At 69.9% G+C, this 19,220-nt stretch carries 20 protein-coding genes; 13 read left to right on the forward strand and 7 right to left on the reverse strand.

The window, feature by feature from the left end; genetic code table 11:
* Window positions 1–7 precede the first annotated feature (7 nt).
* The 7 genes from infA (at window position 8) to ASD93_RS00960 (ending at window position 4,346) form a co-directional block, all read left to right on the forward strand.
* Window positions 8–229, forward strand: a complete 222-nt coding sequence (gene infA / locus ASD93_RS00930) for a translation initiation factor IF-1 (protein WP_005050493.1) — start codon at window positions 8–10, stop codon at window positions 227–229.
* A gap of 62 nt (window positions 230–291) precedes the next feature.
* The gene (gene rpmJ, locus ASD93_RS00935) at window positions 292–408 is read left to right on the forward strand and encodes a 50S ribosomal protein L36 (protein WP_005050492.1); all 117 of its coding nucleotides are present in this window, start codon (window positions 292–294) and stop codon (window positions 406–408) included.
* Window positions 409–560: 152 nt separating this feature from the next.
* On the forward strand, window positions 561–935 hold the full coding sequence (gene rpsM, locus ASD93_RS00940; RefSeq protein WP_056117706.1) for a 30S ribosomal protein S13: 375 nt from the start codon (window positions 561–563) through the stop codon (window positions 933–935).
* Window positions 936–968: 33 nt separating this feature from the next.
* Window positions 969–1,367 (forward strand): 30S ribosomal protein S11, encoded by a 399-nt coding sequence (gene rpsK, locus ASD93_RS00945; RefSeq protein ID WP_056117708.1) that lies wholly within the window; start codon window positions 969–971, stop codon window positions 1,365–1,367.
* A gap of 148 nt (window positions 1,368–1,515) precedes the next feature.
* On the forward strand, window positions 1,516–2,505 hold the full coding sequence (locus tag ASD93_RS00950; protein WP_056117710.1) for a DNA-directed RNA polymerase subunit alpha: 990 nt from the start codon (window positions 1,516–1,518) through the stop codon (window positions 2,503–2,505).
* Between the two features lie 35 nt (window positions 2,506–2,540).
* A complete protein-coding gene (gene rplQ / locus ASD93_RS00955) occupies window positions 2,541–3,104 on the forward strand; it encodes a 50S ribosomal protein L17 (protein WP_056117711.1) in 564 nt (187 codons plus the stop codon).
* 387 nt (window positions 3,105–3,491) lie between these two features.
* Entirely contained in the window at window positions 3,492–4,346 is an 855-nt protein-coding gene (locus ASD93_RS00960; RefSeq protein WP_056117714.1) for a type IV toxin-antitoxin system AbiEi family antitoxin domain-containing protein, read from the forward strand.
* A 217-nt stretch (window positions 4,347–4,563) separates the two neighbouring features.
* Here ASD93_RS00960 and ASD93_RS00965 read toward each other — a convergent pair whose 3' ends face one another.
* Entirely contained in the window at window positions 4,564–6,618 is a 2,055-nt protein-coding gene (locus ASD93_RS00965; RefSeq protein ID WP_056117716.1) for an acyltransferase family protein, read from the reverse strand.
* Window positions 6,619–6,753: 135 nt separating this feature from the next.
* On the opposite strand from ASD93_RS00965, the gene truA reads away from it, so the two are divergent.
* The gene (gene truA / locus ASD93_RS00970; protein WP_056117717.1) at window positions 6,754–7,608 is read left to right on the forward strand and encodes a tRNA pseudouridine(38-40) synthase TruA; all 855 of its coding nucleotides are present in this window, start codon (window positions 6,754–6,756) and stop codon (window positions 7,606–7,608) included.
* 51 nt (window positions 7,609–7,659) lie between these two features.
* On the opposite strand, the gene ASD93_RS00975 is transcribed toward truA, so the two are convergent.
* Window positions 7,660–8,835, reverse strand: coding sequence for a hypothetical protein (locus tag ASD93_RS00975; protein ID WP_056117719.1), 1,176 nt, complete (start codon window positions 8,833–8,835; stop codon window positions 7,660–7,662).
* Window positions 8,832–10,490: a sensor histidine kinase gene (locus tag ASD93_RS00980; protein WP_056117721.1), complete on the reverse strand. Its 1,659-nt coding sequence runs from the start codon at window positions 10,488–10,490 to the stop codon at window positions 8,832–8,834. The genes ASD93_RS00975 and ASD93_RS00980 overlap by 4 nt, the downstream gene beginning before the upstream one ends.
* A 190-nt stretch (window positions 10,491–10,680) precedes the next feature.
* Here ASD93_RS00980 and ASD93_RS00985 point away from each other — a divergent pair, with 190 nt between their 5' ends.
* The gene (locus tag ASD93_RS00985) at window positions 10,681–11,403 is read left to right on the forward strand and encodes a glycosyltransferase (protein ID WP_056117723.1); all 723 of its coding nucleotides are present in this window, start codon (window positions 10,681–10,683) and stop codon (window positions 11,401–11,403) included.
* Between the two features lie 71 nt (window positions 11,404–11,474).
* Here ASD93_RS00985 and ASD93_RS00990 read toward each other — a convergent pair whose 3' ends face one another.
* Window positions 11,475–12,365, reverse strand: a complete 891-nt coding sequence (locus tag ASD93_RS00990; protein ID WP_056117725.1) for a response regulator transcription factor — start codon at window positions 12,363–12,365, stop codon at window positions 11,475–11,477.
* 235 nt (window positions 12,366–12,600) lie between these two features.
* On the opposite strand from ASD93_RS00990, the gene ASD93_RS00995 reads away from it, so the two are divergent.
* Window positions 12,601–13,311 carry an endonuclease/exonuclease/phosphatase family protein gene (locus ASD93_RS00995; RefSeq protein WP_056117728.1) on the forward strand — a complete coding sequence of 237 codons (711 nt, stop codon included), beginning with the start codon at window positions 12,601–12,603 and terminating at the stop codon, window positions 13,309–13,311.
* A 19-nt stretch (window positions 13,312–13,330) separates the two neighbouring features.
* Here ASD93_RS00995 and ASD93_RS01000 read toward each other — a convergent pair whose 3' ends face one another.
* Together ASD93_RS01000 and ASD93_RS01005 are read right to left on the reverse strand one after the other, a co-directional pair.
* Entirely contained in the window at window positions 13,331–14,632 is a 1,302-nt protein-coding gene (locus ASD93_RS01000) for a UDP-glucose dehydrogenase family protein (RefSeq protein WP_056119001.1), read from the reverse strand.
* A gap of 53 nt (window positions 14,633–14,685) precedes the next feature.
* Complete coding sequence (locus tag ASD93_RS01005) at window positions 14,686–15,552, reverse strand: hypothetical protein (protein WP_056119004.1); 867 nt, start codon at window positions 15,550–15,552, stop codon at window positions 14,686–14,688.
* Window positions 15,553–15,772: 220 nt separating this feature from the next.
* Between ASD93_RS01005 and rplM the strand changes: the two genes are divergently transcribed.
* Genes rplM through glmM form a run of 3 tightly spaced genes read left to right on the forward strand, consistent with a single transcriptional unit; the run spans window position 15,773 to window position 18,094 of the window.
* Window positions 15,773–16,219, forward strand: coding sequence for a 50S ribosomal protein L13 (rplM, locus tag ASD93_RS01010; RefSeq protein WP_056117730.1), 447 nt, complete (start codon window positions 15,773–15,775; stop codon window positions 16,217–16,219).
* A 26-nt stretch (window positions 16,220–16,245) separates the two neighbouring features.
* Window positions 16,246–16,719 (forward strand): 30S ribosomal protein S9, encoded by a 474-nt coding sequence (rpsI, locus tag ASD93_RS01015; RefSeq protein WP_082569095.1) that lies wholly within the window; start codon window positions 16,246–16,248, stop codon window positions 16,717–16,719.
* Window positions 16,720–16,735: 16 nt separating this feature from the next.
* Window positions 16,736–18,094, forward strand: a complete 1,359-nt coding sequence (gene glmM, locus ASD93_RS01020) for a phosphoglucosamine mutase (protein ID WP_056117732.1) — start codon at window positions 16,736–16,738, stop codon at window positions 18,092–18,094.
* A 94-nt stretch (window positions 18,095–18,188) separates the two neighbouring features.
* Here the strand turns inward: glmM and ASD93_RS01025 are convergent, their stop codons facing one another.
* Window positions 18,189–19,133: a Ppx/GppA phosphatase family protein gene (locus ASD93_RS01025; protein ID WP_056117734.1), complete on the reverse strand. Its 945-nt coding sequence runs from the start codon at window positions 19,131–19,133 to the stop codon at window positions 18,189–18,191.
* Window positions 19,134–19,220 lie beyond the last annotated feature (87 nt).

Raw genomic sequence — 19,220 nt, forward strand, 5'->3', positions numbered from 1 at the left:
CGAGCGTATGGCGAAGAAAGACGGTGTCATCGAGATCGAGGGCGTCGTGTCCGAGGCCCTGCCCAACGCGATGTTCCGCGTTGAGCTGACCAACGGACACAAGGTGCTCGCCACGATCTCGGGAAAGATGCGGCAGAACTACATCCGCATCATCCCCGAGGACCGCGTGGTCGTCGAGCTCAGCCCGTACGACCTCACCCGCGGACGCATCGTCTACCGCTACCGCTGACCGGTCGAGAAGTAACGCCCCAGGCTCCGGCCTGCCCGGCGAAGACAGCGAAGAGAAGAATCATGAAGGTCAACCCCTCCGTCAAGCCCATCTGCGACCACTGCAAGGTCATCCGCCGCCACGGCCGCGTCATGGTGATCTGCAAGTCCAACCCGCGCCACAAGCAGCGCCAGGGCTGATCATGCTTCCGGATGCCTCGGCTCGAGACATCCGATCCCACAACTGAACACGACACAGGCAGAATCAGAACCCGTTCGCGGGGGACACCTCGGGCGGAGGCCCGGGCACCGATCCTGCTCCACACCTCCACTCACTCCTAGGAGAAACCCGCATGGCACGTCTTGCCGGCGTTGACATCCCGCGTGACAAGCGCGTGGTGATCGCCCTCACCTACATCTACGGTGTCGGCCGTACCCGCTCGAACGAGATCCTCAAGGCTACGGAGATCGACGAGAACATCCGCGTCAAGGACCTCAGCGACGACCAGCTCATCGCCCTCCGCGACTACATCGAAGGCAACTTCAAGGTGGAGGGTGACCTGCGCCGCGAGGTCGCCGCCGACATCCGCCGCAAGGTCGAGATCGGTTCCTACGAGGGCCTGCGTCACCGCCGCGGCCTCCCCGTGCGCGGTCAGCGCACCAAGACGAACGCGCGTACCCGCAAGGGCCCCAAGCGCACCGTCGCCGGCAAGAAGAAGGCGCGCTAAGGCGCGGCCCCCAGGATTTAGGGAGAACGCAACATGGCACAGGCCAAGACCGCCGCGCGCAAGCCGCGCCGCAAGGAGAAGAAGAACATCGCGTTGGGCCAGGCCCACATCAAGTCGACGTTCAACAACACGATCGTCTCGATCACGGACCCGTCGGGCGCCGTCATCAGCTGGGCGTCGTCGGGTGGCGTGGGCTTCAAGGGCTCGCGCAAGTCGACCCCCTACGCCGCAGGCATGGCCGCCGAGTCGGCCGCTCGCCAGGCGCAGGAGCACGGCGTCAAGAAGGTCGACGTCTTCGTGAAGGGCCCGGGCTCGGGCCGCGAGACCGCGATCCGCTCGCTGCAGGCCGCCGGCCTCGAGGTCGGCTCGATCCAGGACGTGACGCCGCAGGCCCACAACGGCTGCCGTCCGCCCAAGCGCCGCCGCGTCTGATTTCCCGGAGCCGGGGCACCCTCACGGTGCCCCGGCTACCGCACGCTTCCGGCATCCGCATCTCGAACGGCGGCTGCCCTGAGAAAAATTCAACACCTCACCCACCGCACGTGTCATATAGCGGGCACGTGATCGAAAGGAACACATAGTGCTCATCGCACAGCGTCCCACTCTGACCGAGGAGAAGATCGGGGAGTTCCGCAGCCGCTTCGTCATCGAGCCGCTGGAGCCTGGCTTCGGCTACACGATCGGCAACGCGCTGCGTCGCAGCCTCCTGTCTTCGATCCCCGGCGCAGCCGTGACGTCGATCCGCATCGACGGCGTCCTCCACGAGTTCAGCACCATCCCGGGTGTCAAGGAGGATGTCACCGAGATCATCCTCAACATCAAGCAGCTGGTCGTCTCCAGCGAGCGGGACGAGCCCATCACGGCATACCTGCGCAAGACCGGCTCCGGTGAGGTCACCGCCGCCGACATCTCGGCTCCGGCCGGTGTCGAGGTGCACAACCCCGAACTCGTCATCGCCACGCTCAACGACACCGCCAAGTTCGAGCTCGAGCTCACCATCGAGCGTGGCCGCGGCTACGTCTCGGCGACCCAGAACCGCAACGAGTACGCCGAGGCCGGTCAGATCCCGATCGACTCGATCTACTCGCCGGTGCTCAAGGTCTCGTACCGCGTCGACGCGACGCGTGCGGGCGAGCGCACCGACTTCGACAAGCTCGTGCTGGACGTCGAGTCCAAGTCCTCGATCGCTCCGCGCGACGCGGTCGCTTCGGCCGGTCGCACGCTGACCGAGCTGTTCGGCCTGGCACGCGAGCTCAACGTCGAGGCCGAGGGCATCGAGATCGGCCCCGCGCCGGTCGAGACCGTCCTGTCGAACGAGCTGTCGATGCCGATCGAGGATCTCGATCTCTCGGTCCGCTCGTACAACTGCCTCAAGCGCGAGGGCATCAACACCGTGTCGGAGCTCGTCGCCCTGTCCGAGACGCAGCTCATGAACATCCGCAACTTCGGTCAGAAGTCGGTCGACGAGGTGCGCGACAAGCTCGTCTCGCTCGGCCTGTCGCTGAAGGACTCGGTCCCCGGGTTCGACGGTGCGCACTTCTACGGCGGCTACGACGACGAGACCGTCTGATCCCCCGATCGACTTTCACACTGGAGTAATCAAGAATGCCTAAGCCCACCAAGGGTCCCCGCCTCGGAGGCGGCCCCGCACACGAGCGCCTGCTGCTTGCGAACCTCGCCGCGGCCCTCTTCACGCACAAGTCGATCAAGACGACCGAGACGAAGGCCAAGCGCCTCCGTCCGCTCGCCGAGCGCCTGATCACCTTCGCCAAGCGCGGCGACCTGCATGCCCGTCGCCGGGTGCTGTCGGTCATCGGTGACAAGGAAGTCGTGCACGTCCTGTTCACCGAGATCGCGCCGCTGGTGGCCGACCGCGAGGGCGGCTACACGCGCATCACCAAGGTCGGCAACCGCAAGGGCGACAACGCCCCCATGGCTGTCATCGAGCTCGTCCTCGAGCCCGTGACCCCGAAGGCGAAGTCGGCCAAGAAGGCTGCCGCGAAGGCTGCTCCGGTCGCCGAGGAGACTCCTGTCGAGGATGCCGCCGAGGAGACCCCCGCCGTCGACGAGGCCGCCGAAGCCGGCGCCGAGTCGCCGGAGGAGGGCGCTGCCGCCGAGGCCGCCGCCGAGGAGGCCGTCGAGGCCCCCGCCGAGGAGAAGTCCGAGTAATCGGCGTCCGGGCCCGGCGCCCGGCAGGTCGCTCCGGCGTCCACCATTGCACCGCGAGACCCGCGGGCCTTCGGGCCCGCGGGTCTCGCTGCGTCTGCGGGGACTCGCTGCGTGTGCTGGCGGGGAAGCGGTCGGCCGGTTCCGGGGCGCCCGCCACGCGGGGCACCGCGGCGCATAACTCCTGCACGTTCGTATGCGCGCGGCATCCGGCCCGCGTGATTCCGGCCCACGCGTGCGGCGCACGACGCAAGGTACAGGAGTTATGCGCCGGCCCGACGGTGCGCGATGGCGGCGTCGCCTTCTCCACAAGCGCCGCGCGTGAGCGGTTTACCCACCGTCGAGGGCTCGCGATCGCTTCGTCCTCTGCCGCGATGCGAACGTTCGGCGGTGTCGAACTTCACCACTGACGGCGAGCGAGTGGTCTCTCGCGCTGAGCTGCTCGAGGCCGGATTCACGCCGAAGGGCATCACGCGCGCCGTGCGCTCCGGGACCCTCACCCGGTTGAGAAGGGACCACTACGTCCGCACCGCGAGTCTGGCGGCCGATATCGCGGTCCGCATCGGCGGCCGGCTGACGTGCGTCTCAGCGCTGGCCGCTGCCGGCGTCTTCACGATCGACGATGCGCGGGTTCATGTTCATGTGGGGCGAGAGATGTCTCGCGTGCGCGGCCCTCGACATCGGCGCGATCGCTGGCGCAGAGACGTGCATGGTGCGATCGCTCGCGTGCACTGGGGAGATCTCACCGAACCTGCGACCCGTGAGGCGGTTGGCCTCGAGGACGCAATCCGCACGCTCGTGACATGCCGGCCCCCACGCGAGGTGATCGCGGCTCTGGACAGCGTGCTGTACGTCGGACTGATGTCCGAATCGGAGATGCGCACGCTGTTCCGCGCGCTACCCGCCAAATACGGCGTGCTGCTCCGGCTTGTTGACGGTCGCGCGGAGTCGGGGACCGAGAGCTTCGTTCGCCTCATGCTGCGCCGGCTCGGCATCCCTTTCGAGGTCCAGGTCGAGCTGGGCGGAGTGGGCCGGGTCGACTTCGTCATCGCCGGAAAGCTCATCATCGAGTGCGACAGCAGAGCCACCACGGTGATTGGAGTCAGCGCCGCAGGGACATCCGGCGCGATCAGGAAGCCGCGCGGCGCGGCTTCGCGACGATTCGACTGCTCGCCGAGGACATCATCTTCCACCCCGAGGACGTTGAGGCCCTGCTGGCGGATGTCGCGCGCTCCGACCTGCTGAGGTAGGCGGGCGGCAGGGGGGCCGGGACCCGTCTACGTCGGCGCATAACTCCTGCACCTTGCGGGCCCGCCGGCGCCGGACCGCCGAACGACGCGTCGCGCTGCCCGAGTCGCATGCGAAGTGCAGGAGTTATGCGCCGACCGACCGGGCGGGCGGGAGGAGGGGCGGCTGCCGCCGCGACACCGCGACGCCGCGAGCGGCAGGGGTGCCGGCGAGGCTACTCGGCGACCGGCAGCGGACGGTCGGAGAGCCGGTCGTAGAGGCGGAGCTCGTTCTGGTACTGGCGGCGAGCCCGTTCGCGTTCCACTTCGTCGATCGTTCGGGCGATCGTCTCCGCGAACACCCTCCCGCCGGCGGCGCCCGGGTGGATCGAGTCGCCTGCGAGCAGGTCGGTGCGCGTGCCTATCGCCGTCGACCAGTCGGCGACCACGACGCGCGGATGACTCTTCGCGAACTCCGCGAGGTCGTGATTGACCCCGGGGATCCAATCGCGGGGAGCGAAGGCGTTCACGAGGACCAGGTGCCGATCCGGCCCCGCGATCTGGGCCATGCGCTCCAGCGACCCGGGGTCAACCGGCCCGTTGGTGCCGAGCGCGACCACGACGTAGGGGCGCAGGGCGCCCGAGCCCGCCAGCTGCTCGAGGATCCCCGGGCCCGCCCACGCGGAGCGCGACACCGCCGCATCGACCTGGATCCCCGGAAGCTGCTCGAGCAGGGCCGGTGCGGAAGCGAGCATCACCGAGTCGCCCACCGCTGTGATCTGATCCCCCGTCACCGGCGTGGCGCTCGGCGTGGGCGACGGCTTCATGGTCAGGGGTCCGTTCGGCTGCGCCACCACCGGCGTGGGTTCGGGCGAGGCGGTCGCGAGAGCGGTCGGCGTCGCTGACGGCGCGGGACTCGCGGTCGCTCGCTCGAGCGCCGCCTGGCCCGCCTCGACGACCGTCTCGCCGGTCGATGCGACCGGTGCCGCGGCGATCGCCGCAGACGTGCCTCCGAACACGACCGCGGCCACGATGACGACGGCGCCGAGGCGCAGGTGTCCGCGGGGTCCGCCACGTGCCTGTCCCACCAGGCCGCGCAGGCAGGCGCGGAATCCTCGGCGGCGGATGGGCGTCTCGACGAAGCGGTAGGACAGCTCGGAGGCGATGAGGGTGAGCGCGAGCACGCCGAATCCCATCCACACCGGCACGTCGGCGCCGGGGACTGCCGCCATCGCCAGCACGAGCAGCGGCCAGTGCCACAGATAGATGCCGTACGAGCGGTCGCCGATCCAGCGCAGCGGCTGCACGTCGAGCGCCGGGCCGAACCAGGAGCGCGGCCACACGCCTGCGGCGATCGCGATCGCCGTGCAGATGCTCGCCGTCAGGAGCGTGCCCGGGAAGGTCACCGCACCGTCCGTCGGCGCGATGGCCGCGACGACGGCGACGCCCGCGAGAGCGGCGATGCCGAGGCATCCGGTGACCGTGCGCGTGGCGGGGCGATCGATCCACGAGGCCCGCGCCGCCGGAAGCGCGGAGGTCGGCAGCGCGAGCGTCCAGCCGGGCGGAAGGGTGACGCCCGGCAGTGCGGGAGGGCTCTCGGCCTGCGTCGGCCGCGAGAGGACCGGCACGAGCAGGAACGCCAGCGCCACCCCGAGCAGGATGCCGAACGAGTGCGTGTCGGTGCCGAAGTATGCGCGCGTGAGGTCGCCGCCCCCCGACACCACCGAGCCCATCCAGACCGCGGACGCGGCGGCGAGAGCGAGTGCGGCGGCCGTGCGCGCCGCGCCTCGCGGCAGGAGGAGGAAGAGGGGAAGGACGAGCGGCCAGACGACGTAGAACTGCTCCTCGACCGACAGAGACCAGAAGTTGCGGAAGAGCTCCGGGGTCGCACCGCCGAAGTAGCCGGTGTCCGCGGCGATGGAGAGCCAGTTGTAGCTGAAGGTCCCCGCTCCGACGATCTGGGAGCCGAGCCGCACCAGCACGTCCCCGCCGATCAGCCAGGCCAGCGTCGAGCAGACCGCCACCACGAGGACGAGGGCGGGCACCAGCCTGCGGAGGCGTCGGATCCAGAACGCGCCGAGCCGGATGCGTCCCGTGGTGTCGTGCTCGCGCAGCAGCAGGGAGGTGATGAGGAAGCCGCTGATGACGAAGAAGACGTCCACGCCGACGAAGCCTCCCGGCAGGAGCGCGGGCGGGAAGAGGTGGTACACGAGCACCAGCGCCACCGCGATCGCACGCAGCCCATCCAGCCCGGCGTACCGGGAGGGGAGGGAGCGCGCAGTCGACGTCATGAGTTCCGTATGTGGGGGAGCAGCCATTCTACGATGCGCCCGCCGATACGCCCGAGGTCACACCGGCAGGTCTTGCACGTGCCCAGCGTCCTGGGCCGACGGGGTCGCGGGGCACGGCGGAACTAGGCTGGAGCGGTGCGCATCCGCCTCGACATCGCCTACGACGGGACGCACTTCCGCGGCTGGGCGCGTCAGCCGGGACTGCGCACCGTGCAGGAGACGCTGGAGGGCGCCGTCGCGCGCGTGCTCGGCGGTGAGCCGCGCCTCGTCGTGGCCGGCCGCACCGATGCCGGAGTCCATGCGACCGGGCAGGTCGCTCACGTCGATCTCGACGACGCGCAGCGCGATCGCGTCCTGGCGGGCCGCTCGCGGGCGACGGCGGGCGAGTCGTCGGACCCCGTCGCGGCCCTCGCCGCTCGGCTGACCGGCGTGGTGGGCGCCTACTCCGACGTCGTCGTCACCCGATCCGTCGCGGCACCGCCCGGGTTCGACGCGCGCTTCTCGGCCGTGTGGCGTCGCTACGCCTACCGCATCGCCGACAGGGTCGCGGGCTACGACCCGCTCGAGCGCCACCGCACGACGTCCGTGCGCGCACGACTGGATGCCGGGACCATGGATGCCGCGGCCCGCTCGCTCATCGGACTCCACGACTTCGCCGCCTACTGCAAGCCGCGCGAGGAGGCGACGACGATCCGCACCCTCCTGGAATTCGACTGGCACCGCGACCCAGGTGGCGTCCTGATGGCGAACATCAAGGCGGACGCGTTCTGCCACAGCATGGTGCGCGCCCTCGTCGGCGCGTGCGTCGCGGTCGGGGAGGGCCGCCTGGACATCGAGGACATCGTCGAGATCCGGGATGCGCGTGAGCGAGTGCCCGAGGTCAAGGTCCTCGCCGCCCGCGGGCTGACACTGACCGAGGTCGGCTACCCGGTCGACGAACTGCTGGATCAGCGCGCGGAGCAGACGCGGGCCCGTCGCGCCCTGCCGTGACCGGCCGGGATGCGGCATCCGCTCGGAGCCGGTAGATCCCGGCCGCCGAGCTCAGAGTCGCTCTGTGCGGTTGAGCAGGCCCTCGACGAGGGCGGCGCTCACCCGCTCCCACCGGTCGCCGCCCTTCTGCGCCGCGACGCCCGCCGCCTCGCGCGCCGTGTAGACGAGAGCATCGAGGTCATAGCCCAGGATGGATGCCGGAGCCCATCCTGCGCTCGCCGTGGGCCGGATGGGGAGCCGCCCGTCGACATCGAGCTGCGGGACGCGCTCGAGCACGTCGCGGAGGCAGTCGCGCACGATCGCGTCCGTGCGGGGCACGAGGAGGACCGTCGCGCCGGGGGCAGGGCTTCCGACGTCGGTCTCAGCGGGGAAGGCGAGGCGGGCAGCCTCCTCGAGGCTCGCCGAGAGCGCCCCGAAGGTCGCCGATCCCGCCGTCTGGCGGATGTCGGCCGCGTCGTCCAGCTGCAGATAGACCACCGACCACGCCTCGGACGTGCGCTGCGCGCGCAGGAGGCGATCGATCGCCGTGTTCTCGAAGCGCTGCCAGTCGGAGGTCGCAGCGGGAGCGCGCGTGAAGGGGGTGTCGCGCGTCGCGACGCCCATGATGGCCACCAGAGCGCACCCGACGTAGACGACCATTCCGATGGACGAGACGGTGCGCAGCAGCACGAAGTCGTCGCCGCCGGAGGGCGGAAAGACGAACCCTGCGATGAGGGTGCCGAGTGCCAAGACGAAGAACGCCGCCGACACGATCGCCAGCGGCAGCACGACCTTGTCCTGCCGCCGCGCGGGCACCCGCACCCAGTCGAGGAAGAACAGCCCCGCGAAGACGGATGACGCGAAGAATGCCGTCCGATAGGCGACAGTGAACGCGGCGAGGTCGCCGACCGCCATGAGCACTGCTGCGGACGTGACGGCGAGCACGGGTCCTGCCCAGAGGTGTGCGCGCAGTCCCCAGAGGGCGCGGAAACCCGACCACAGCAGCGCGGGAGTACCCAGCAGCAGCCCGAGCGACGCCCGGCGCAGCACCTCGGCGTCGTTGAGGCCGCCCGCCACGACGCCGAACGTCGCCACCATCGCCAGCGCGAACGCGAACGACCAGTACAGCGTCGCCGCGCTCGGCTTGCTCAGAAACCCGACGCCGATCGTGAGCATCGTCGCGAGCGTCGTGATCGCGGCCTGTGCGATGCCGAGGTTCACTCCGGCGAGGCCGGCGAGGTCGTTCATGCGCGGGTCTCCATCCCGGTGGTGGCGACGGCGTGCTGGCTGCGGGGCAGTCGCACCGACACGGTCGTGCCCACGCCGGGTTCGCTGTCGATGGACAGCGTGCCGCCGTGCGCGGTGATGATCTCGCGGGTGATGCCGAGCCCGAGTCCGGTGCCGCTGGCCGTCTCCTTGGCCTTCGCGGTACGGAAGTAGGGCGTGAGGATGTTGGGCAGATCGCTCGCGGCGATGCCGATCCCGGTGTCGGAGACCACGAGCGAGACGGTCGCGCCGTCGAGTTCGCCGACGATGCGCACGCGACCCTCGCGCGCGGTGTACTTGATCGCGTTGCTCACGAGGTTGTCGACGACCTGGCGCACACGGAATCCGTCGGCGGTGACGGGGAGTCGCTCGTCCAGGTCCAGCGCGATGTCGACCTCGTGCGCGTTCGCCGTCGCGCGGAACGATTCGACCGAGTCCGCCACGATCTGGCGCAGGTCGAGGTCGTCGTACGCCTCGCGTGCCGAGAATGCCGTGCGCGATGTCTGGAGCATCGTGTTGGTCATCTCCAGCATCCGCTCGCTCGCCCCTACGATCGCCTCGAGGCGCTGCCGCATCTTCGGCGTGAGATTCTCGGTCTCGAGTGCGAGCTCTGCGTTGCCGATCATGACGGTGAGCGGATGCTTCAGCTCGTGCGAGGCCATCGCGGACAGACGTTCGCGCTCCCGCTGGGCGTGCGTGATGGCGGTGACGTCGTGGACGACCAGCAGGATGCTGGCGTCCTCGCGATCGGATGCCGCGAGAGGCTTCGCGGTGACCGACAGCACTCGCCATTCCCCGGCGGGAGTGAACAGCCACACGCGCGCGTCGGCGAACAGCTCGCCCCGTGCGGCGCGCGCGAAAGGCCGCCCGGACGGGGGGACCGGCATGCCGCGCAGCTCGGTGTATTCGACCGAGCGGGCGGGGAGGCTCGGGTCGAGCGGGTCGAGCCCGTAGAGACGGGCGTAGGCGTCGTTCACGGCCAGCACGTCGCCCGACGGCGACAGGCGCGCGACGCCCGTATCGACGCCGTTGAGGATCTCGCTCGTGCGCCGCTCCTGAGCCGACGTGCGGCCGAGCGCCACCGTCAGGCGTCCGGCCTGGCGGCCGAGAAGCCGACGCAGTGCATGGGTCTGCCGCATCGCGAGGTGCGCCGTGATACCCAGGAAGGTCAGGGAGAGCAGGACGGTGAAGACGCGCAGCGCCGACTCGCTCGAGGGCTCCGTCGCCGAGTGGAGCAGCAGGATCGCCCCGATGAGCGCGAGCATGGCGCCGAGGTAGACGACGCGGAAGTGCAGCGCGACCCACATGACCGGGAACACCCAGAGGAACCCGAACCGCAGCTGCGTGTTGCTGGCGGCCAGCAGGCCGATCGCAAGAGCGTCGAGGAAGGGCACGACCAGCACGGCGTTCCGCGGCAGGCGGGCCCACGGGATCGCGAGCGTCGCGAGGGTGAGCACGATGAGGGTCAGCATCCCGACCGCGAATGTCCATCGTGCGAACAGCTCGGGCTGCAGGGCGAGCACGAGCACGCCCATCATGACCAGACTCGCGGCGAGCACGAGCTGCGTCAGCCAGATCGAGCGCGTGCGCGTCCCCGGCGCGGCGAACGCCGAGGCCGACCGCTCATCGGGAGCCATACCAGGGATTTTAGAGGTCATGACGGCTGGAATCCGGGACCTTGGCGCGCGCCGTCGTTGCGGAACTCTTGTGGAAACGTTGAGGCAAGCAGAGGGGAGCGCGCCGATCCCGTTGCGGTGCGTCGCTCAAGCTGGACGAGGGCGCCGCACTGGCGCCGCTCACTGACCGCATCGATCGAAAGGGACGACAGTGACCGACCTGGCTGCCGCCCCGACGCATCGTTCGACCATCGGCTGTGTCATCCCGGCCTTCAACGAGCAGGCCTCGATCGCCGAGGTCATCGAGTCGCTGCTGTCGCAGACGCGCGTGCCCGACGTGATCCATGTCGTGGTGCGCAACACGTCTGACGCCACCGTCGAGATCGCCTCGAAGTACGCCGGCCCGCACGAGTTCGTCACCGAGCTGGGGGCGCAGTTCACCGAGGTGTTCGTCCACGACATCGGCAAGAACTCCGGCAGGAAGGTCGACGCCCTCAACTACGGCTACACGATGGTAGAAGCGTGCGATTACCTCCTGGGCGTCGACGGCGACGCCGTCGCCGGCGCGAAGGCGGTCGAGCGTCTCGAGTTCGAGGCCGTCTCGGACACACGTATCGGCGGCATCTCGGCCATCTATTCGATCGATGACCGCTCGATCATGGGCGGTCGGTTCTCGATCTTCTCGACGCAGGCCCTGCGTGAGGTCATGGAGCGCAACCACCGGTCCACTCCGTGGGCCAAGGACGCCCAGGTCGACGACTCGCTGCTGTCGCTGCAGATCGGCACCGGCTCTCTCACCACGATGGGCCCGGGCGCCCGGTCCGTGCGGTTCACCTTTCTCACCGTGCTCGCCGGTTCGCTCACGATCGGCGCGTTCGTCTTGTCGCGGCGGTGGCTCTTCACGCGCCTCGGCCGCCGGCACTCCCGGTCCTGAGGCGAACCCGACGCGTTCGCCATGCGGGTGCCTCGCCGTCACGGCGGGGCATCTCGTCACAACGCTGGCGTTCAGGCCAGCTCCGATGTGAGGCGGTACCCGACGCCGCGCACGGTCTCGATGTAGCGCGGGCTCGTCGGGTTGTCTCCGAGCTTTCGCCGGAGGTTGGTCATGTGCGCCTCGACCGCGCGCTTGTCCGCGTCGCCCACGAAGTAGCTCGTCACGTAGGACTCGCCGCGGAGCACCAGCGTGAGGTCGGCCTTGCTGCGCACGCGCCGCTTGGACTCGAGGAGCGTCGCGAGGAGGTCGAACTCGGTGCGCGTGAGATCGAGGTCCTCTCCGTCGATCGTCACCAACCGATTCTCGGCGTGCAGGAGCAGGTCGCGATGAGCCATCCAGCCGTCCGCTGCGGACGCGTCGTCGGCGTGGACCGCCGCGGATGCCGCCGGCAGCGCAGCCGCGGTGGCGTCGGTCGAGGCAGCGGGCGCCGAGGTCGTGGGCCGAGCAGCGGGGAACGACGATTCCGTGAGTGCCTGGGGCGGTGCGGAGGTCACGCTCACGGGGACCGTGGTGTCGCCGCGCGTGCGACGCAGCAGCGCTTCGACGCGCGCCCTGAGCTCGCGCGGGCGGAACGGCTTGAGCAGGTAGTCGTCGGCGCCGGCCCCCAGGCCCGCCACCACGTCGGCCTCGTCGTTGAGTCCGGTGAGCATGATGATGTACGTGTCCGACTGTGCCGCGCGGATGCGGCGAGCCGCCTCGAACCCGTCGATGCCGGGCATGTTGACGTCGACCGTCGCGAGGAGCGGCTGGTACGTCAGGACGGCACGGACCCCATCGATGCCGTTTCCCACGGAGATGGTGGAGAACCCGGCGGACTCGAGCACTTCGGTGAGGATGTGGCGGATCTCCGCGTCGTCCTCGATGATGACTGCGGTCTTCAGCTCGTCTACTGGGGTACTCATGGTCCGGCGTCTCTCGTTCAGCGTGTTCACCTGCGACGGGCGTCGACCCCAGTGCGACGCTCCGCGCGCGACGGCGAGGTGTTCCGATGGTACCGCGCACCCCTGTCCGGATGTCGGGTGCCCCGCGAGGATTCGCTCAGTACTGGCTCAGCCGCGACCGTGACTCTGTGAGTGCGCGGAGGATCCACGTGATGGCCAACCGCTGGTCACGTTGCAGGCCTAGGCTGTGCTCGTCATGAAGGTCATCTCGTACAACCTGCGCAAACACCGCGCGGCGGGCGAGCTCGCCCACCTGGTCGCGGGCCACGCCGCCGACGTGCTGTGTCTTCAGGAAGCCGACACGAGTGACCTGCCCGAGGAGATCGAGGGACTGCGGCTCGCGGACGCCACGCAGCGCAACCGCCTCGGGCTCGCCGTGTACTACCGCGAGAACACCTATCGTGCCGTGGACGTCCGCGCGCTCGCGCTGAAGAAGTCACTGCACGACCGCGTGCTCAAGCCCGCGGAGGAGCGCCTGCTCGGCGTGCGCCTGCACGATATCGACGAGGGACGTGAGCTGATCGTGGCGTCCTTCCACGCTGCTCCGCTCACCGCGCTCAACTCGCTGCGCCGTCACCAGATCCGCACCGCCCTCGACGAGCTCCAGAGCCTGGGGGAGGGGATCCCGGCGCTGATGGTCGGCGACTACAACTATCCGGTGTTCAAGGAGCATCTCGGGCAGAAGGTGCGCGAGCAGGGCTACGAGCTGAACCTCAGCGACTCGCGCACCTACACCCGCTACCGCTTCTTCCGGGGGCACTACGACTTCGCGACCTCCATCGGCTTCGAGATCGACCGGGTGCGCACGCTGCCCCAGGGCCTCAGCGATCACCTGCCGATCCTCGTCACCGCCCGACCGGTCGCGGGGAGCCGCACGGTCGAGGAGCCTCGCGCCGAGGCATCCTGATCCGATCCGGAGGGTGGCCTCAGGGCCTGCCCATGCCCAGGTAGGTCCAGCCGGCGGCGCGCCAGGCCGCGGCATCCCATCCGTTGCGTCCGTCGACGACCACTCGGCCCGCAGTCAGCGACGAGGTGTGTTCCGGGGTGAGCTCGCGGCGATACAGGTCCCACTCGGTCACCAGCACGACGCAGTCCGCGTCGCGCAGCGCCTCGTCCCGATCGTCGACGTACGTCAGCTGCGGATACTGCCGCCGGGCGTTGGCGAGCGCTGCCGGGTCGGTGACGGTGACGTGGGCGCCGAGTCCGCGCAGGCGCACGGCGACGTCGAGCGCGGGGGAGTCGCGGATGTCGTCGCTGAAGGGCTTGAACGCGGCTCCGAGCAGCGTCACCCGCTTGTCGAACGCCGAGCCGCCCAGACCCTGGACCACGAGTTCGACCGCGCGCTCGCGTCGGCGGAGGTTGATCGCGTCGATCTCTCGCAGGAATCCGATCGACTCGCCTCGCCCGAGTTCCTCGGCGCGCGCGGCGAACGCGCGGATGTCCTTCGGCAGGCAGCCGCCGCCGAAGCCGATCCCCGCGCCGAGGAAGCGACGACCGATGCGCTCGTCGTAGCCGATCGCATCGGCGAGCTGGGTGACGTCCGCGCCGGTGACCTCCGCGATCTCCGCCATCGCATTGATGAAGGAGATCTTCGTGGCGAGGAACGCGTTCGCGGCGACCTTGACGAGTTCGGCGGTGGGCCACTCCATGACGATGAACGGTGTTCCCGCCTCTACCGCGAGGCTGTACACCTCGCGCAGCGCGTCGACGCCCGCGCCGTCCGGTCCCACGCCCACGACGAGGCGATCGGGCTCAAGGGTGTCCTTCACCGCCCAGCCCTCGCGCAGGAACTCGGGGTTCCACACCAGGCTTGCGCCGGCTCGCGCGACGACCGCCGCGAGCCGTGCCGCCGTGCCGACGGGAACCGTCGACTTGCCGGCGACGATGTCACCGGGGCTCAGGTGGGGGACGAGGGCATCGACGGCGGCGTCGACGAAGGTCAGATCGGCCGCATGGCCGCCGCTCTGCTGAGGTGTGCCGACGGCGAGGAAGTGCACCGCGGCTCCGGATGCCTCCGCCATGTCGGTTGTGAAGCGCAGTCTTCCCGACGCGAGCCCCGCCGTCAGGAGGTCGTCGAGATGCGGCTCGAAGAACGGCGCCTCGCCTCGGGAGAGGCTCTCGATGCGAGTGGCGTCGACGTCGATGCCGACGACGTCGTGCCCGATCGAGGCCATGGCGGCCGCATGGACCGCTCCGAGGTATCCGCAGCCGATAACCGACAGGCGCACGAGCGCTCCAGACCGCGGCACCCTGCCGCACGGCCACATCCTACCGGCGGCGCTCAGGTGCCGAGATCGACTCCGGCGGGGCGGATGCTCGGATCGCCGTCGTTCCACTTCTCGATCCCCTGCACCACCCAGAAGGCGAAGAACAGCGTCAGCGCCGCGGCCTCGGCCAGGAGCACGACCGGAACACCGGTCGCGTCGGAGTCGGGCAGCAGCGCCACGTAGACGACGAGCACCGCGACCAGCCCGAGGGCGATCGCGACATAGAGCGCGCGGAAGACCATCGGAGGAGGATCCCCGCGACGAGGGAACGCGTTGATGACCGCTACCGACGCGAACAAGCCGAAGAAGGCGATCGTGGCGACGAAGTGTCCCTGGGCGAGGAACGCGTCGCGCGCGAACAGCCACAGCGCACCGACGACGACGAGCACGGCTGTACTGCTCACGAGGCTGAATCCGACGGTCTCGAGCGACACCTGCCGGAGCGCGGCGAGCAGGACGCCGACCAGGATCGTGAGCAAGCCGACCACGAGGTACGTCGCGACGCCGTTCGCGGCATCCGCTGCGAACTCCGGCGGGAAGCACCGATGCACGCACGGCACGACGACGCCGGGAACGCTGCCCGGGGCGAGCGTGGTGGGCACGAGAGCGATGAGAGGGGCGAAGAGCGCGGCCGCATCGAGCAGGGCCCGCTCGGCGCCGCGGCCCGACAGCGCGACCAGGGCGAGCGCGGCGGCGATGAGGGCCCCGACGAACGCGTTGCGCGCGGGCGTGTAGAAGTAGTCGCTCACCGAGGCGAGCCAGCCGACGGATGCCGCGGCCAGCCCGACGGAGACGTAGATGACCACGACCGTACCGGCGACGGCCAGACGCAGATAGCGGTAGGTGCGCTGGACCGAGGTCGACGGCACGGCGGGCGGCATGTCGACGAGGATAGCGAGGAGCCCGGACGGGAGCGCGTCTCTCACCGGTTTGGTCAGTGCTTTCGGATGCCGTAGACTTGACGTTTGGTGTGCGGCTCAGCTGACCCGGCACCACGAACGTGAGCCCTCCACTGGCGTGTTCGGTCCTCCTCGAGAGACAGAACCACCCCGGAGCGGGATTCACGAACCTCTCCGTTCGAATCAAGAAAGCAGCACTATTGTGACGCGCACTTACACCCCCAAGGCTGGCGAGACCCAGCGCGACTGGCTGGTCATCGACGCAACCGACGTCGTCCTCGGCCGCCTCGCCTCGCACGCCGCCGCCCTGCTTCGCGGCAAGCACAAGCCGACCTTCGCGAACCACATCGACACCGGTGACTTCGTCATCATCGTCAACGCCGAGAAGGTGGCCCTCACGGGTCAGAAGCTCCAGAAGAAGAAGGCGTACCGCCACTCGGGCTACCCCGGCGGCCTGACGTCGATCACGTACGACGAGCTCCTCACCAAGAACCCTGAGCGCGCCGTCGAGAAGGCCATCCGCGGAATGCTCCCCAAGAACAGCCTCGGTGCGGCGCAGCTGCGCAAGCTGAAGGTCTACCGCGGTGCAGAGCACCCCCACGGTGCCCAGCTTCCCAAGACGTACACCCTCGACCAGGTCGCCCAGTAAGCGCCGTACAGACTAAGGACATACTCGTGGCGAACATCGAAGAATCCACCAACTACTCGACCGAGACCCCGGCCGACGAGACCGTCGTCGTGGCCGAGCGCCCCGTGCTCTCGGTCTCGGGCGGCGCGGTCGGCCGCCGCAAGCAGGCAATCGCCCGCGTGCGTGTGATCCCCGGCTCGGGCACCATCACCGTCAACGGCCGCGCGTTCGAGGACTACTTCCCGAACAAGCTCCACCAGCAGCTCATCACCGACCCGTTCACGGTTCTCGGCCTGACCGGCGCGTACGACGTCATCGTGCGCATCCAGGGCGGCGGCCCCTCGGGCCAGGCCGGCGCGCTGCGCCTCGGCATCGCCCGTGCGCTCAACGAGATCGACGCCGAGAACAACCGCCCGGCCCTCAAGAAGGCCGGCTTCCTCTCGCGCGACGCCCGCGTCATCGAGCGCAAGAAGGCCGGTCTCAAGAAGGCCCGCAAGGCGCCGCAGTACTCGAAGCGCTGATCGGCTCTCGTTCCGTATGCCGCTCTTTGGCACGGACGGGGTGAGGGGGCTGGCCAACGGCCCCCTCACCGCCGATCTCGCATTGTCCCTGGCTCAGGCGACGGCCGTCGTCCTGGGCCAGGGTCGTTCTGCCGAGGCGCGGCGCGCCGCCGGCAAGCGGCTGACCGCTGTCGTCGCGCGCGACCCGCGCATCTCGGGTGAGTTCCTCTCCGCCGCGGTCGAAGCCGGCCTCGCCTCGTCGGGCGTCGATGTGCTCGACGCCGGCGTGCTGCCGACTCCCGCGACCGCGTTCCTCATCGCGGACATGGACGCCGACTTCGGTGTCATGGTCTCGGCCTCGCACAATCCGGCGCCCGACAACGGCATCAAGATCTTCGCGCGCGGCGGGGTGAAGCTCCCCGATGTCGTCGAGCAGCGCATCGAGCACGCGATGGCCGGCCCCAAGCTGCAGCCCACCGGTGCGGCTGTCGGACGCATCCGCCGGTTCGCCGACGCGGAGGACCGCTACGTCGTCCACCTGCTGGGCTCGCTGCCGCACCGTCTCGACGGCATCCACGTCGTCCTCGACTGCGCGAACGGCGCGGCGTCCGGAGTCTCCCCCGAGACGTTCCGCGATGCCGGCGCCCGCGTCACCGTCATCGGGGCAGACCCCGACGGCATCAACATCAACGACGGCGTCGGCTCGACGCATCTCGACAAGCTCGCAGAAGCAGTCCTCGCCCACGGAGCCGACGTGGGGATCGCGCACGACGGGGACGCCGACCGCTGCCTCGCCGTCGACGCCGACGGCGCGATCGTCGACGGCGACCAGATCATGGCCATCCTCGCGGTGGCGATGAAGGACCGCGGGCACCTCGCGGGCGACACCCTCGTCGCCACTGTCATGAGCAACCTCGGGCTCCACCGGGCGATGGCCGAACACGGCATCCGCGTCGAGCAGACCTCTGTCGGCGACCGCTACGTGCTCGAGCGCATGAACGAGGGCGGGTTCTCGCTGGGCGGCGAGCAGTCCGGCCACGTCATCATGAGCGAGTTCGCCACCACCGGCGACGGACTCCTCACGGGGCTGCACATCGTCGGTGAGATGGCTCGACAGGGCAAGTCCCTCGCGGAGCTCGCATCGATCATGACCGTGTACCCCCAGGTCCTCGTCAACGTGAAGGGCGTCGACCGCTCGCGCGCGAACTCCGACGAGGGCGTGTCGGATGCCGTCGCCGCCGCGGTCGCCGAGCTCGGCGACTCCGGCCGCGTGCTGCTGCGCCCGTCCGGCACCGAGTCGCTCGTGCGGGTCATGGTCGAGGCCGCGTCCGCCGAGGACGCCCGTCGTCACGCCGACGCTCTCGCCGAGGTCGTGCGCGAGCGCCTGGCGCTGTGAGTCGCTGAGTCGCTGAGTCGCTGAGTCGCGCCGACCTCGCGCGTGCCACCGGCGTGTCTTGGCGACTCGCTGGGGCACGGGGTGCGGGGCAGGGTCAGGCCGGCGGCGCGCTCCACGACAGCGACTCGATGTAGCGCAGGAGCACGCCCTCGCGGAGAGCCCATGGCGACACCTCGAGCTCGTCGACGTCGAGCGCCCGCATAGCCTCGTGCAGCACGACAGCGCCCGCGACGATCTGGAACGTGCGGTCCGGCGTGATCCCGGGCAGCTCCTGGCGCGCGCTCGCCGGGATCTTCGCGAGGCGCGGGATCCATGAGCCGAGCGAGGCGCGGGGGAGCAGCATCCGCTCGATTCCCGACCATCCCGGCACCGGGTATCCGACCAGCTTGGCCAGCGAGCGGATCGCCTTCGACGAGCCGACCACGTGGTCGGGGCGTGCCAGCGCGCGGAACTCGGCCGCGACGGGAGCCAGCGTCGCACGGGCGTGGGCACGCAGCCGCTCGACCGCGTCCTCGCCGGGCGGGTCGTCGGGCAGGAACTGCACGGTCATGCGTCCCGCCCCGAGGGGGACGGATGCCGCAGCCTCGGGCAGTTCGTCCGCTCCGGCCGCGATCTCGAGCGAGCCGCCGCCGATGTCGAACAGCAGCACCTGCCCCGCAGCCCAGCCGAACCAGCGGCGGACGGCGAGAAAGGTGTACCGCGCCTCGGTCTCGCCGCCGAGCACCTGGAGCGGCTGGCCGAGCGCGTTCTCGATGAGCGCGATGACCTCCGGGCCGTTCGCCGCCTCGCGCACGGCGGACGTCGCGGTGGCGAGCAGTTCGTCGACGTTCTCGGATGCCGCCACGCGGCGCGCCTCGGTCACGGCGTCCACGAGCGCCGTCACTCCTTCGGCGGTGATCTCGCCGTCGGGACCGAGGTAGCGCATCAGCCTGAGCACCGTGCGCTGACTGGTCGCGGCGAGCGGGCGACCGCCCGGCCGGACGTCGGCCACGAGCAGGTGGACGGTGTTGGAACCGATGTCGAGAACTCCGAGGCGCACGGCACGACAGTAGCGGCAGCGGGACGGGCGTGCGGTCACTGTGACGTCGCATGAGGCTCGGATGAGAAGTCGCGGCGGGCACTTCCG

The sequence above is a fragment of the Microbacterium sp. Root180 genome (assembly GCF_001428485.1).
Classification (GTDB): Bacteria; Actinomycetota; Actinomycetes; order Actinomycetales; family Microbacteriaceae; genus Microbacterium.